The organism is Microcoleus sp. A6-C6, from assembly GCF_036705955.1.
Taxonomy (GTDB): Bacteria; Cyanobacteriota; Cyanobacteriia; order Cyanobacteriales; family Microcoleaceae; genus Microcoleus.
Map to the genome: position 1 here is coordinate 1 of NZ_JAUBVR010000056.1, position 12,190 is coordinate 12,190.

The window sequence follows — 12,190 nt, forward strand, 5'->3', positions numbered from 1 at the left end:
TAATTCACTGTACTGGTTCTCTTTTTTGTACACGATACCTAGTTTACCTCTTGTCCTGCCTTAAGTAAACCGTATTGGATTATAGTCCTGACGGTCAACTGGCTGGACTAGAAATTCTTGATGCTTCGCTACTTTTGGGGGAACAACTAAAAGAAATTATTGTCGAAGATGCTTCGGTTGGTGTCATTCATCAACTGGCTCTTTTGATGAAGTGAGAACTAGAAAGCAATAGGCGATTATTAACACTATTTAGTCCCCGGAGATCCCCCTAAAGCCCCCTTAACAAGGGGGACTTTGAGAGCTTTACTCTGGAAAATACTTTCTGAAGGATTGGGAGAAAAGATTACTAAAGCTAGTTTGAAACCAATATTAGAAAATGGAAATTTTTATAACTATCAATTAGCTGTAGTTGGCGATAATATAAAACTTGGTGAGAATGTAACAGTTAATAATAACCTTAATATTTGTTCTAAGAAAGCCCGTGAATCTAGGGAATCGCCCGCAACTCCCCCAAAGCCGCAACCAACAACAAAACAGCCCCGCATCGACTTAGGCGACGCACCGGAAATCCTCACGTTTTACGATCGCACATCCCAACTCACCACCCTCGAAAACTGGGTGTTAGCCGATCGCACCCGTCTCATCACCATCTTAGGATTAGCTGGAAGTGGCAAAAGTGCGATCGCCCTCCAACTAATCCAACAAATTCAACACCAATTCGACTGCATCATCTGGCGCAGCCTCCGCAACTCTCCACCGCTGAGTGCACTGGAAACCGACTTAATCAAATTCTTGGGCGATGGGTCACAAACCGAGTTACCATCAATTATCGAATACTTGCGATCGCACCGCTGTCTGATCGTCCTCGATGATGTCCAAACAATCTTCAGCAGCCAACAACTAGCCGGAAACTACAAACCAGGCTATGAAAATCATGGTATTTTCTTCAAACAAATAGCAGAATCATGTCACAATAGTTGCTTAATTTTGATTAGTTGGGAAAAACCCAGAGAAATTGCAGCATTAGAAGGCGAACATAAAAATTGTCAAACATTGCAACTCAATGGTTTAGGCGAATCAGCACGAGAACTCTTCACAGAAAAAGATTTACTTGAATCAGAAAAATGGTCAGAATTGATTGAGCTTTACCGAGGCAATCCATTGTGGTTAAATATAGTAGCGACAATAATTCAAGACTTATTTGACGGTAAAATTTCCGCTTTCTTATCATGTCAGAGCCTGGTTTTAGGAGATTTAGAATATTTATTGCACCAACATTTTCAACGATTGTCGGAACCAGAAACACAGGTAATGTCCTGGTTTGCAAATCAAACCGCAGCAGTCGAAATCTCAAACAAGCCAAGGAATCTCGAACTATCGCCGTCAGAATTCCTCAAAGCCTTGGAATCCTTGAGACGGAGGTTATTAATTGAAAAAGTGCAAAAGGGTGATTGTACGTTATTTAGTGTCCAGCGGGCGATCGCCGAATATGTAAAAACCAACATCAAATAACTTCAAAACATCCAAACTCAAAGCGCGTTAATCCGCGTACCATTCGGGAAGGCGAAGCGCCTACATTAGCGGTTTAAAAATAAAAATATCAATCAACTGGAATACTATCTAACAATGTTGCGATCGCACTTAAAAAAGGTTTATAATGCGATCGGTGCGTAAAAATCTGGTGTAAATTCAAAAAAAAGGGTAAAATGCGTGTTATTAGCCGAAAAATTCTGCGAGATTTCTGTGCAAGCCATGCGGATTCCTGCGACGCACTTTATGACTGGTATAGAGTGTCAAGTAAAGCCCAATGGCAGAACTTAATTGATGTTCAGCAAACTTATCCAAAAGCTGAGGCAGTTGGAAATTTTACTGTATTTAATATTAAGGGAAATCGATATCGGTTGATAGTCGATCTGGTTTACGCTTCTCAAAGAATCTACATCAAATATGTTTTGACTCACGCTGAGTATGATAAGGATGAGTGGAAAAATGATTCGTACTTTTGATGTCAAATATTATACAGATTTACTGGTTAAATATCAACCAAAACCGATCGCAAATGAAGCAGAAAACGAGGCCGTGATCGCTCTCGCTAGCGAACTGGAACACCGCCCAGGACGATCGCTGGAGGAAGAGCTATTTCTGGAGCTTTTGATCACACTCATCGAAAAATTTGAATCGGAAAATTATCCGATTACCGCAGGGGATTCAGCTTCAATGTTGCAACATTTAATGGATGCGAGAGATTTAGATAAATCTGACTTAATTCCCCTTTTGGGAACGGAAAAAGCGGTTGAGGAAATTATGCTCGATCGAAGGGCTATCGAAACAGATGAAGCCCGAAAACTCGCCGAGTTTTTCAGAGTCGATATTAGCTTGTTTCTCGAAGCGCGATCGCAGCCTGTCTAACGGCAAAAGCGATCGACTGTTTAAATAAGATAACAAAACATCCAAACCAATCAGCGTTAATCCGCGTTAATGTGCGGTTCAAACCCCAAAAATCCAACTTTCCCCAAACTTGGGGCCAAAAACCCCCATTTAGCCCTAAAATAAAAAAGACTGACTAGCCAACAAATCCCTATGTTTGAAGCCCTTGCCGATCGACTCGAATCCACCTGGAAAAAACTGCGCGGACAGAATAAAATCTCCGAATCCAACATCCAAGACGCCATCAAAGAAGTCCGCCGCGCCCTCCTGGAAGCCGATGTCAACCTCCAAGTCGTCAAAAACTTCGTCGGAGAGGTAACGGCCAAAGCACAAGGGGCAGAGGTCGTTTCAGGCGTCCGTCCCGACCAACAATTCATCAAAATCGTCCACGACGAACTCGTGCGCGTCATGGGGGAAACCAACGTACCCCTCGCCACCGCCGAATCCGGGCCCACCGTCATCCTGATGGCCGGTTTGCAAGGAACCGGGAAAACCACGGCCACCGCCAAACTAGCCCTGCACCTCCGCAAGCAAAATCTTACCGCACTGCTAGTCGCCACTGACATTTATCGACCAGCGGCGATCGACCAATTGCTCACCCTCGGCAAACAAATCGACGTACCAGTATTTGAATTAGGCACTGATACTGACCCCGTAGAAATTGCCCGCCAAGGCATCGAATACGGCAAACAACTAGGCGTAGATACCATCATCGTCGATACAGCAGGCCGCCTGCAAATCGACCAAGAAATGATGGCAGAATTGGCCCGCATCAAACAAACAGTACAACCCCACGAAACGCTGTTAGTTGTTGATGCCATGACAGGCCAAGAAGCCGCCAATTTAACCCGCACCTTTCACGAACAAATCGGGATTACCGGTGCAATCCTCACCAAATTAGACGGCGACAGCCGCGGCGGTGCAGCCTTATCAGTTCGCCAAATATCCGGCGCGCCGATTAAATTTGTCGGCGTAGGCGAAAAAGTGGAAGCATTGCAACCATTTTATCCCGATCGCATGGCATCGAGAATACTCGGCATGGGCGATGTCTTGACGCTAGTAGAAAGAGCCCAAGAAGAATTCGACATCGCCGATGCCGAAAAAATGCAAGAGAAAATGCTCACGGCAAAGTTTGACTTTACCGACTTTCTCAAGCAAACCAGACTGTTAAAAAATATGGGTTCCCTAGGCGGCATCATGAAAATGATTCCGGGGATGAACAAACTCTCAGACGAACAAATGCGGCAAGGAGAAGTGCAGCTAAAACGCACCGAAGCCATGATTAATTCGATGACAATTGAAGAACGCCGCAATCCCGAACTTTTAGCAAGTTCTCCATCCCGTCGCCGTCGCATCGGCAAAGGCGCCGGCTACGCAGAAAACGACGTAACAAAACTCGTCAGCGATTTCCAGAAAATGCGTACTATGATGCAGCAAATGAGTCAAGGCAATTTTACAGGTATGGGAGGATTACCCGGAATGCCAGGAATGCCAGGAATGCAGGGAATGCAGGGAATGGGCGGCCAGAAGAAAAAGAAAAAGAACAAGCCTAAAAAAGGTTTCGGTCAGTTGTAACCGAAGGAAGAAGGAAGAGGGAAGAAGGAAGAAGGAAGAAGTAGAAACCGTAGGGTTCGTCGCTATTGATAATCTGCACATCAGCTTGAAAATCTCACAGCGATGCACCCTACACAATAGTTTTTTTGTTACCAATTTTGACCCAAAAAGCGTGGAATTGAATATGGTACAAACCTTTACTGAACCAGAAACTATATCTCTAGAAGTGCCGAATTCGATCGCCCTTCGGGTAGAATTTTACAGACAACAAACAGAAGTAGAAATATTAATCAATCCAGCCTAGTTGTCCGGCGAAGGCGTATTGCCGGGATTTGTGTTGAATTTAAGGCGAGTTTGGCGTTAAATTTCCTGTCAGTCTCCAAGAAGACGGCGCCGAGTTCCGTCCCAGAGAGATATTTGGGTTTGTCAGGCCACGATATATGTAGGGCTTGCTTTATAGTTTTTTGTGCGATGCTTTTTCGGTGCCATTGTACTAAAGTCATGACTACCAACAATGGACATCACAGGTTTTACATAACTTTACGTAGGTTGAGGGCGATCGACCAACAATAAGCTTTAGACTTTTAAACAAACACCTCCAGTCCCAGAAATCAGGACTTTAATCTACCCTAAAAAAACATTATGTTTCCAACTCACCGCCCCCGCCGCCTCCGCAACCATCCCCAACTCCGCCGGATGGTACGCGAAAACATCTTGACAACCAGCGATTTAATTTACCCCCTATTTGCCGTACCGGGGGAAGCTTTTGCCAAAGAAGTTATATCAATGCCCGGAGTTTACCAGCTATCGGTAGACAAAATCGTAGAAGAAGCCAAAGAAGTATACGATCTTGGCATTCCCGCGATTATTTTATTCGGCATTCCCGCAGACAAAGATACAGACGCGACAGGCGCTTGGCACGACTGCGGCATCGTCCAAAAAGCGACGGCAGCAGTTAAAGCAGCCGTACCGGATTTAATTGTCATGGTTGATACTTGTCTGTGCGAATATACCAGTCACGGTCACTGTGGCTATTTGGAAGTCGGAGATTTAAGCGGTCGCGTTTTGAACGATCCGACACTAGAATTGCTAAAGAAAACTGCCGTTGCTCAAGCTAGAGCTGGTGCAGATATTATTGCACCTTCGGGAATGATGGACGGTTTTGTGGGAGCAATTCGCGAAGGATTGGACTCGGCTGGATTTGAAGATATTCCCATCATGTCTTACGCGGCAAAATATGCCTCAGCTTATTATGGCCCGTTCCGGGATGCGGCGGATTCTGCTCCCCAATTTGGCGATCGACGCACCTATCAAATGGATCCTGGAAACGGCCGCGAAGCTCTCAAAGAAATTGCTCTCGACATTGCTGAAGGCGCGGATATGCTGATGGTTAAACCTGCTTTAGCATACATGGATATCATCTGGCGCGTTAAGGAAGCAACTAACTTACCAGTTGCGGCTTACAACGTTTCTGGAGAATATGCGATGGTGAAAGCCGCCGCTCTTAATGGTTGGATTGATGAAGAAAGAGTGGTGATGGAAACCTTGACAGGATTCAAGCGTGCTGGTGCTGATTTGATTTTGACTTATCACGCCAAAGATGCGGCCCGCTGGCTGCAAAACTGATTCACTCGTGATGCCGCCATACGTTTGGGATCGGAATACCGGGCGGTTGAAACCGCGTCTAATCTGGCGAAGTGCGGACTTCGCTGGTCTAGAAGCGGTTTCAACCGCCGTCTAATCTGGCGAATTTTGAGTCAAAGACTTTTTCACCAACTTTATACAAAAAAGTATTAATAATTACCGAAATTAGTTACAAAATATGTGTAACTAAAAATAGTTTTGTAAATCGGGAATTCAATATTGATCGTTCCCAAGCAAAATCAACTTTCAATCCTGTAAGACAGTAAAAGTAACACAGTTTAGATACAACTTAAAGGCGGATTGAGCATGACATCAACGACTAGGGATTCCAGTCACATTCAATTTTGTATAGAGCGCGATCGCGCAGACATCGCACAAATCCAAGAACTATTTAAAGCCGCCGCCTTTTGGGCGAGGGCGCGCAAAATAGAAGATTGGGAAATTGCGATCGCCAATAGCGAACCAGTTGTGACAGTTTGGGATGGCTTACGGGCGATCGGCTTTGCTAGAGCCACCTCAGACGGCATCTATCGAGCCACCATCTGGGATGTCGCCATTCACCCAGATTATCAAGGTGCAGGACTCGGCCGCCAATTAGTCCAAACCGTCTTGAGCCACCCTCGAATGTGCCGAGTAGAGCGAGTTTACCTGATGACAACTTACAAACAAAGCTTCTACGAGCGCATCGGTTTTCAGCACAACGCCAGCACCACAATGGTACTTGAAAATCAACTCTTAGAAGAGAATCTCGAATTAGAAATTAACAATGGCGAATTGCTAACTGCTATTTGTTAAAGAAGCACAAAACCTGCACCCAAATCTCTAAATAGTATGGCGTGCAATGCACACCATACTATTTACAAATAATTTACCTCTTCCCTCCCTCCGTTAAATCCATTACACAATCCGTTACCAGAAAGAATTGGTTTAAAGCCGGAACCCTGATCGATCGGGCGGGGAGAAATTAAAAGCAGACGATTCATGACTCCAATCCTCTTCCTTCCAGTTAGAGGTCGCTGTCAACTGTCAACTGTCAACTGTCAACTGTCAACTTCTTCCTTCATCACAAAGTTGCCAAAGGAATAGAACACTGAGTGCGGTTAAAATTGGACTCTTCAGACTCAGAAGGCACAGCCAGAACCTCCAACTTTCCATTCATCAAACTTAAAAGAGTCTGATTCATCAACAACCTCATGCCAGAAGAGACGTGAGAATTATCGCTGATCTTAGTAGCATCCGACTCCAAATCGTGCTTCAACAAATCCCAAGATTCGCTCCAAGCACTAACCGAACGCTGATCGTCTACCCAAATATGAACGCATCCAGATTCCGGTGAAGAATGGGCAGAAACAGAAATACTCCCCTCCTCCATCTGAGCCACAGCAGTATCTACCAAATTGACTAAAACTTGTCTAAACCTCGGCAAATCTGCCAATACATAAATCCCCGGATCGGGCGGCAATATCTCCAAACGAATGCTGCGATTAGCAGCTTGCAAGTAAGTTAAATCATCAACTTCATCAAAAACCTTAGCTAACTGAATCGGCTCAATATCCATCGTGTCAGTGCCGTGTTCAGTTTTAGCAACAGAGATAATTTCATCTATCAATTTCACCAGCTTGAGTGCTGCAACGTGAGCTTGTTCGACAAACTCTCGTTCCTCTGCAGGATCGTCGCACAAATCCGACAGAATTAATTGCAGCGTACCAATCATAGTGCTCAGGGGCGATCGCAACTCGTGAGAAGTTCGAGCCAAAAAGCCCCCCTTAAATAGACTCATCTCCGATGCCATCTGATAAGCCAATTGAGTTTGCTTCAGTTGCTCAGCCAAGGCATCAAACTTCTCTAAGTTCATTTCTTGAGGAGTTGGCGGCATAGGGGGCAAAGGTTCTGGCTGTTGCGAGCTTTTTTGTCGCCCGCGCCAAATCAAACTGCTTCCCCAACCCAGTCCTAATCCCATACCTAAATATATCAAGTCGCTCCAGCCGATCGGCGCCATATTGCTTTGCCTAGGAGTTTAGCTTTTAGCATTTTAGCTCGATCGCGCCTTGTCGCAATATTTCCCAACCGCCGCCAGTCCATTTAGCCACAGTCGAAGGCAAACTCGAAGCTGTTGGCGCTGTTGGCGCGGTTGCTAATTCAGCAGCAACTAATGTCAAGACTTCGGGAAACTGCGCCTCAATTTCTGCCACCGACTCCAGAGGCGCTTGGCCTGATAGATTAGCACTGGTAGTAGCCAAAGGGCCTGTCTGCTCTAAAATCTTGAGAGCAAGGGGAAAATTAGGGACTCGTACTCCGATTGTAGTGCGATCGATCGCATTCATCGAGGGTGGCACCAGTGGCGAAGCCGGCAACACCAAAGTTAGCGCCCCTGGCCAATAGGATTCGGCCACTTGCTGCCACAATGTTAATTCTGCCGGACTCCCCTGCACGTAGGGCCATAAAGCTTGGGGTGATGCTGCCATCAAAATCAGCGGCTTGTCTTGACGGCGGCGCTTAGCTACAAAAATCAACTCCGCGCGATCGGGCCGCGCAGCCAAAGCGGGTACAGTATCTGTAGGAAAGCTGACAATATAATCTCCTGAAATTGCCCATTGAATCAAGGAGTCTATCGAAACTTGAGTCATCCGATTTTAGATTTTAATAGGACTTGCGCGAGGGTGGTCAGAAACCGATTTTTTTGCGAGAATACTTGTTGCAGTCCAAATATTCGGTAAAAAACCCGGTTTCTTTGGTGGGAGTGCGTAAGTCCCGTATATTTTAGATTTATCGCTTCTAATCATACATCATTTTCTTTAAAGAATTGTCACCTCTCTTACCGATATTCTTGTGCAGCACTTCTCGGAAATCCGACAATTGCTCTTCACCGCTGAATGCACGCTTGGGAACTATCATAAAATCCGAGTCTGACACAGGATAGAGGGATGGCACCGGATAAATTACTAATAATTTTCTGGTTTCAATAAATAATTCAAAATGCCCCCATTGAAAAGTCCCTTGCCAACTAGGAGTATCAACTATCAGCCCTTCTCCTATCACTTCTACTGTGATAGGTTCCCCGCAGTTCGTAGGCTCGACAATTGGCATCTTTATATTTACGTCGATTAGCACAAAAATTTTACATAAAACAGGAAGGGACACCAAAATAACACCCACCACTAAGAAGCTCGTATCTTTCGATGTTATTGCCAGATAAAGAAATAAAAATCCTATTAGTAATGCCAAGTTACGCAAGACTCGCTTTTCTGATTCTGAAGATCTGTTTAGATCCGCCTGATTAGCTTCTTTGTAATCATTAGAATTCAGTTGAAACCCAAAGTTCATTGTTTTCATTTAAACGTGAGGAACTGGCGAAATATTACTGGATAGCAATTTTCTAAATGCTTGACACTGCTCTCGGTTCAATGTATGTTTTGGAAAAAAATGGGGGATATTGGAAGACTCACAAGGATAGATAACAAACAAATTTTCTGTCTCTAAGAAGTGCGAGTAAAATTGCCACTTGAGTTTGAGGCTAACCTTTGCAGTTTTCAACTCCATTCCAGATTCAGTCACTTTTAAAATAACAAAGTTATGCCAAGCATTAGTAATATCTCTCCACATAAAGAGTTCAACGACTTCAAAAAATTGACAGAGCCAATAAACAAGTTGTACAATTATCCATCCTAACAAAAAAGGCGGCTCTGAAATTCCCCATTTGATCCCAAATTTAATCTGCCCGAAAAGCATAGACCAAAAGAAACCTCGATCGCGCGACATGATCTTTCGCCGCTCTAGGAACTTCACAATAGGGATGTAGGAGATGCCAAAACTGATTATGAAATAACCCCAGAGGGGATTTGCGGCAGCGTTAAGATAGGCAATTCCGCCCCCCACAATAAATACAGCCCTAGTCCACAACTCGACTTTCGAGAAAGTCTCGACTTTCGTGGCAATTCTACTAGCCTCTAAATATTCTTTGAAAGTAAACTGATATTCCAGCTTCACGGTGATACCTCTTGTATGCTGAGCGCGATCGCCGTTTTTACGCCAACTCTATCTCAAAATCCAGCAAGCATACAAAGTCGAGAAATTCTATCTTTCCTGGGCTTGTTCCCTAAAGACGATAGGCTAACGCAAAGCGATCGATTCCTGCTAAATCCGAAAATATCTGAACTTCAGCGTAACTCCCCTGACTTTCCAGCATCTCAGCTACCGCCTCAGCTTGTCCCGCCATCATCTCAACCAAAAAAACTCCCTCAGATTCTAAATAATCGGGAGCCGTTTCTACCAAATGCCGGATGCAATCTAAGCCATCAAAACCGCCATCTAAGGCCAGGTGAGGTTCGTGCTTCAAAACTTCCGGTTGCAGAGTCACCACCGTGCTGCTGGGAATGTAAGGCGGGTTAGACACCATGCCGCTAACTTTACCTTTGAGAAATTCTAGCGGTTCCCACCACAAACCTTGATAAAAATTAACTCGCGAGCCAAAACCCAAATTCTCAGCATTTTGTCGAGCCACTACCAAAGCTTCCCAACTGCAATCTACTGCATAAACTGTAGCATTTGTCAACTCAGAAGCCAAGCCGATCGCGATCGCCCCGCTGCCCGTTCCTAAATCCACCCAATGCGATTTTCGATTAACTGAATAGCTTTTAACAGCAGCCACAGCCAAATCGATCAGCAATTCCGTTTCAGGACGAGGAATTAGCACCGCCGGCGTTACTTTGAGCGAAAAATTCCGCCAATGTGCAACTCCCGTTAAATACTGCACAGGCACCCGTTCCTGCAACCGTCGTTGCCACAGTTGATCGAGTTCAGATAAAGACAACTTTAATTCAATTTTTGGCAAATCTTTAAACGACTCCAAACGCAGAGCCAATTTATCCAAACCTGCCAACTCTTGCAGCAGCCAGTCAAGTTCTGCTTGGGGAATGTCAGAGGCGATCGCATCTACCTTAGCTTGATTCATCCACTGCCACAACTCTAAACCCGAAACAAACATAAGACTTTTTGGGAATTGGTCATTAGTCAGTAGTCCTTGGTCAGTAGTCATTAGTCAGTAGTCCTTCGTAATTGGTAATTGAGAATTGGGAATTGGGAATTGATAAATAGTAGGTTGAGTCGAGAAATCCCAAAATCCAACCTACTAACTCAGTCCCGAACCCAAAACCTAATTATGTAGGGTTCCATCCACACCGAACCTTACCGCTTTAAGTAACGCATAAAACCAATTTTTGGGTAAATCCTGTCTGTAACTAATGACCAATGACCAATGACCAATGACTACTGACCAAGGACCAAGGACCAAGGACTACTGACTACTGACTAACTATTAGCGAGCAGGTGGAGCTGGAGCTGGAGCAGGTGGAGCTGGAGCTGGAGATGCAGCAGGTCGAGTTGGAGCTGGAGATGGAGCCACCTGTGGATTTTGGCCAGCACCAGCCGGTTGGCGCGATCGCACATATTCCAGCGACTCCCGCGACGGCATCAAAATCAGTTGGCTCAAAGACGGGTCATTTTCAGTACCCAAAGCTTCCAAAATCCTCTCCAAGTTCACTACTTCAATTTTAATTGTGCTATTCACGTTCGGCTGCTGCTGCTTAAAACGATCGACCATTTCCTGCAAGTCCTCCTTGTTAAAAAACAGGGGAAGCTCCTCTTTATCGCCCCGCTGAATCGTCAGATAACCATTTTCCGGGCCACCTCTCGCCAAAAACAGAGGTACACCGTTTAACTCGTTAACTTGTTGCCCGCTCTGCTGAAGTACAGTTTTAGCCGACTGCACCTGCTGCGCCGCCGGAATAAAAGCAAATAGCACCTGATCCGGCTTGCCTTTATTTTCTTGAGCGAGCCGATAAATTTCCCCCAGTGACACGGGTGTCACGCGCGCGGAGGCAGCCAACTGAGGATTTCCCGTTTTCAGTTGATCGACAAAAGCTTGAGCATCTTTCTGGCTGATGAAAATTCTGGCTACCGAAGCATTACCAGTTTGACCCTGACCTTGCTTGGGAACAGAAGCGATGAAAAACGCACCCTGACCGTCTGTAATCGTAAATACCGGCACCGGGCGTAACTTTTCTAAAATTTGTGGCACTGGCAGTGCCAGTGCAGACATCTTGGCAATGGGCAAGGGGCCGAGCAGAGTGCAGCCCACAATCCCCAATATTGCGCCTAAACGAACTAATGATTTCATGTTTTTCCACCATCGGCGATCCTGAAACACATTAACGCAAAGACTGGCCCCTTGACACGATCGACAAAAACTGCCTCAATGGGTCTCCATTTTGAACAAATGTCAACATCAGCGGCAGTTTCTGCTTGAATCTATTATTTAACATTGTGCGATCGGGATGACAGGATTTGAACCTGCGACATCCTGCTCCCAAAGCAGGCGCGCTACCAAGCTGCGCTACATCCCGTTGTGATAGTTGCCTATCTGTTAACCATTAAGTCACAAAACCCTCAGCTTGTCAAGCTTTTTTTTATTTTAATTTTCGATGCAGCTACGCTGAAGTTTTCTTTTTTGTTGTGCGGTTGGACAATACTTGCAAAGCTCTGGGCTTCATAACTGCCAAGCTGCGGA

The 12,190-nt window shown here is 45.2% G+C and carries 14 protein-coding genes, 1 tRNA gene and 1 pseudogene; 8 read left to right on the forward strand and 8 right to left on the reverse strand.

Annotation, left to right across the window (positions count from 1 at the left end):
- Window positions 1–74: 74 nt before the first annotated feature.
- From QUB52_RS20380 to QUB52_RS20415, 8 genes and pseudogenes are all read left to right on the forward strand, one after another.
- Complete coding sequence (locus QUB52_RS20380; protein ID WP_332974506.1) at window positions 75–215, forward strand: hypothetical protein; 141 nt, start codon at window positions 75–77, stop codon at window positions 213–215.
- Window positions 216–294: 79 nt separating this feature from the next.
- Window positions 295–1,512: an NB-ARC domain-containing protein gene (locus QUB52_RS20385; RefSeq protein WP_332974507.1), complete on the forward strand. Its 1,218-nt coding sequence runs from the start codon at window positions 295–297 to the stop codon at window positions 1,510–1,512.
- A gap of 194 nt (window positions 1,513–1,706) precedes the next feature.
- Window positions 1,707–2,006, forward strand: a complete 300-nt coding sequence (locus QUB52_RS20390; protein ID WP_332974508.1) for a type II toxin-antitoxin system HigB family toxin — start codon at window positions 1,707–1,709, stop codon at window positions 2,004–2,006.
- Window positions 1,990–2,409, forward strand: a complete 420-nt coding sequence (locus tag QUB52_RS20395; protein ID WP_332974509.1) for a helix-turn-helix domain-containing protein — start codon at window positions 1,990–1,992, stop codon at window positions 2,407–2,409. Before QUB52_RS20390 ends, QUB52_RS20395 begins: the two co-directional genes overlap by 17 nt.
- A gap of 171 nt (window positions 2,410–2,580) precedes the next feature.
- On the forward strand, window positions 2,581–4,002 hold the full coding sequence (ffh, locus tag QUB52_RS20400; protein ID WP_265235107.1) for a signal recognition particle protein: 1,422 nt from the start codon (window positions 2,581–2,583) through the stop codon (window positions 4,000–4,002).
- A gap of 229 nt (window positions 4,003–4,231) precedes the next feature.
- Window positions 4,232–4,345: pseudogene (locus QUB52_RS20405) on the forward strand (Uma2 family endonuclease); the annotation flags it as partial.
- 278 nt (window positions 4,346–4,623) lie between these two features.
- Window positions 4,624–5,607 carry a porphobilinogen synthase gene (gene hemB / locus QUB52_RS20410; RefSeq protein WP_265235106.1) on the forward strand — a complete coding sequence of 328 codons (984 nt, stop codon included), beginning with the start codon at window positions 4,624–4,626 and terminating at the stop codon, window positions 5,605–5,607.
- Between the two features lie 324 nt (window positions 5,608–5,931).
- The gene (locus tag QUB52_RS20415; protein ID WP_265235105.1) at window positions 5,932–6,420 is read left to right on the forward strand and encodes a GNAT family N-acetyltransferase; all 489 of its coding nucleotides are present in this window, start codon (window positions 5,932–5,934) and stop codon (window positions 6,418–6,420) included.
- 62 nt (window positions 6,421–6,482) lie between these two features.
- On the opposite strand, the gene QUB52_RS20420 is transcribed toward QUB52_RS20415, so the two are convergent.
- The 8 genes from QUB52_RS20420 to QUB52_RS20455 form a co-directional block, all read right to left on the reverse strand.
- Window positions 6,483–6,608 (reverse strand): hypothetical protein, encoded by a 126-nt coding sequence (locus QUB52_RS20420; RefSeq protein ID WP_265235104.1) that lies wholly within the window; start codon window positions 6,606–6,608, stop codon window positions 6,483–6,485.
- 80 nt (window positions 6,609–6,688) lie between these two features.
- The gene (locus QUB52_RS20425; RefSeq protein WP_265235103.1) at window positions 6,689–7,624 is read right to left on the reverse strand and encodes a sensor histidine kinase; all 936 of its coding nucleotides are present in this window, start codon (window positions 7,622–7,624) and stop codon (window positions 6,689–6,691) included.
- A 25-nt stretch (window positions 7,625–7,649) separates the two neighbouring features.
- Window positions 7,650–8,252, reverse strand: coding sequence for an L-threonylcarbamoyladenylate synthase (locus tag QUB52_RS20430; RefSeq protein ID WP_332974510.1), 603 nt, complete (start codon window positions 8,250–8,252; stop codon window positions 7,650–7,652).
- A 148-nt stretch (window positions 8,253–8,400) separates the two neighbouring features.
- Window positions 8,401–8,958: a YcxB family protein gene (locus QUB52_RS20435; RefSeq protein WP_332974511.1), complete on the reverse strand. Its 558-nt coding sequence runs from the start codon at window positions 8,956–8,958 to the stop codon at window positions 8,401–8,403.
- Window positions 8,959–9,384: a YcxB family protein gene (locus tag QUB52_RS20440; protein WP_265235100.1), complete on the reverse strand. Its 426-nt coding sequence runs from the start codon at window positions 9,382–9,384 to the stop codon at window positions 8,959–8,961. It abuts the gene before it with no gap.
- 337 nt (window positions 9,385–9,721) lie between these two features.
- Window positions 9,722–10,609: a peptide chain release factor N(5)-glutamine methyltransferase gene (gene prmC, locus QUB52_RS20445; RefSeq protein WP_332974512.1), complete on the reverse strand. Its 888-nt coding sequence runs from the start codon at window positions 10,607–10,609 to the stop codon at window positions 9,722–9,724.
- Window positions 10,610–10,939: 330 nt separating this feature from the next.
- Entirely contained in the window at window positions 10,940–11,800 is an 861-nt protein-coding gene (locus QUB52_RS20450; RefSeq protein ID WP_332974513.1) for a Tic22 family protein, read from the reverse strand.
- Between the two features lie 152 nt (window positions 11,801–11,952).
- A tRNA-Pro gene (locus tag QUB52_RS20455) sits at window positions 11,953–12,026 on the reverse strand.
- Between the last annotated feature and the right edge of the window lie 164 nt (window positions 12,027–12,190).

Coding starts and splice junctions, on each gene's coding strand:
- QUB52_RS20435 (WP_332974511.1), bottom strand. CDS start 8,958: ATGAAAACAATGAACTTTGGGTTTCAACTGAATTCTAATGATTACAAA.
- hemB (WP_265235106.1), top strand. CDS start 4,624: ATGTTTCCAACTCACCGCCCCCGCCGCCTCCGCAACCATCCCCAACTC.
- QUB52_RS20390 (WP_332974508.1), top strand. CDS start 1,707: ATGCGTGTTATTAGCCGAAAAATTCTGCGAGATTTCTGTGCAAGCCAT.
- QUB52_RS20425 (WP_265235103.1), bottom strand. CDS start 7,624: ATGGCGCCGATCGGCTGGAGCGACTTGATATATTTAGGTATGGGATTA.
- QUB52_RS20415 (WP_265235105.1), top strand. CDS start 5,932: ATGACATCAACGACTAGGGATTCCAGTCACATTCAATTTTGTATAGAG.
- ffh (WP_265235107.1), top strand. CDS start 2,581: ATGTTTGAAGCCCTTGCCGATCGACTCGAATCCACCTGGAAAAAACTG.
- prmC (WP_332974512.1), bottom strand. CDS start 10,609: ATGTTTGTTTCGGGTTTAGAGTTGTGGCAGTGGATGAATCAAGCTAAG.
- QUB52_RS20420 (WP_265235104.1), bottom strand. CDS start 6,608: ATGAATCGTCTGCTTTTAATTTCTCCCCGCCCGATCGATCAGGGTTCC.
- QUB52_RS20440 (WP_265235100.1), bottom strand. CDS start 9,384: ATGTCGCGCGATCGAGGTTTCTTTTGGTCTATGCTTTTCGGGCAGATT.
- QUB52_RS20450 (WP_332974513.1), bottom strand. CDS start 11,800: ATGAAATCATTAGTTCGTTTAGGCGCAATATTGGGGATTGTGGGCTGC.
- QUB52_RS20430 (WP_332974510.1), bottom strand. CDS start 8,252: ATGACTCAAGTTTCGATAGACTCCTTGATTCAATGGGCAATTTCAGGA.
- QUB52_RS20395 (WP_332974509.1), top strand. CDS start 1,990: ATGATTCGTACTTTTGATGTCAAATATTATACAGATTTACTGGTTAAA.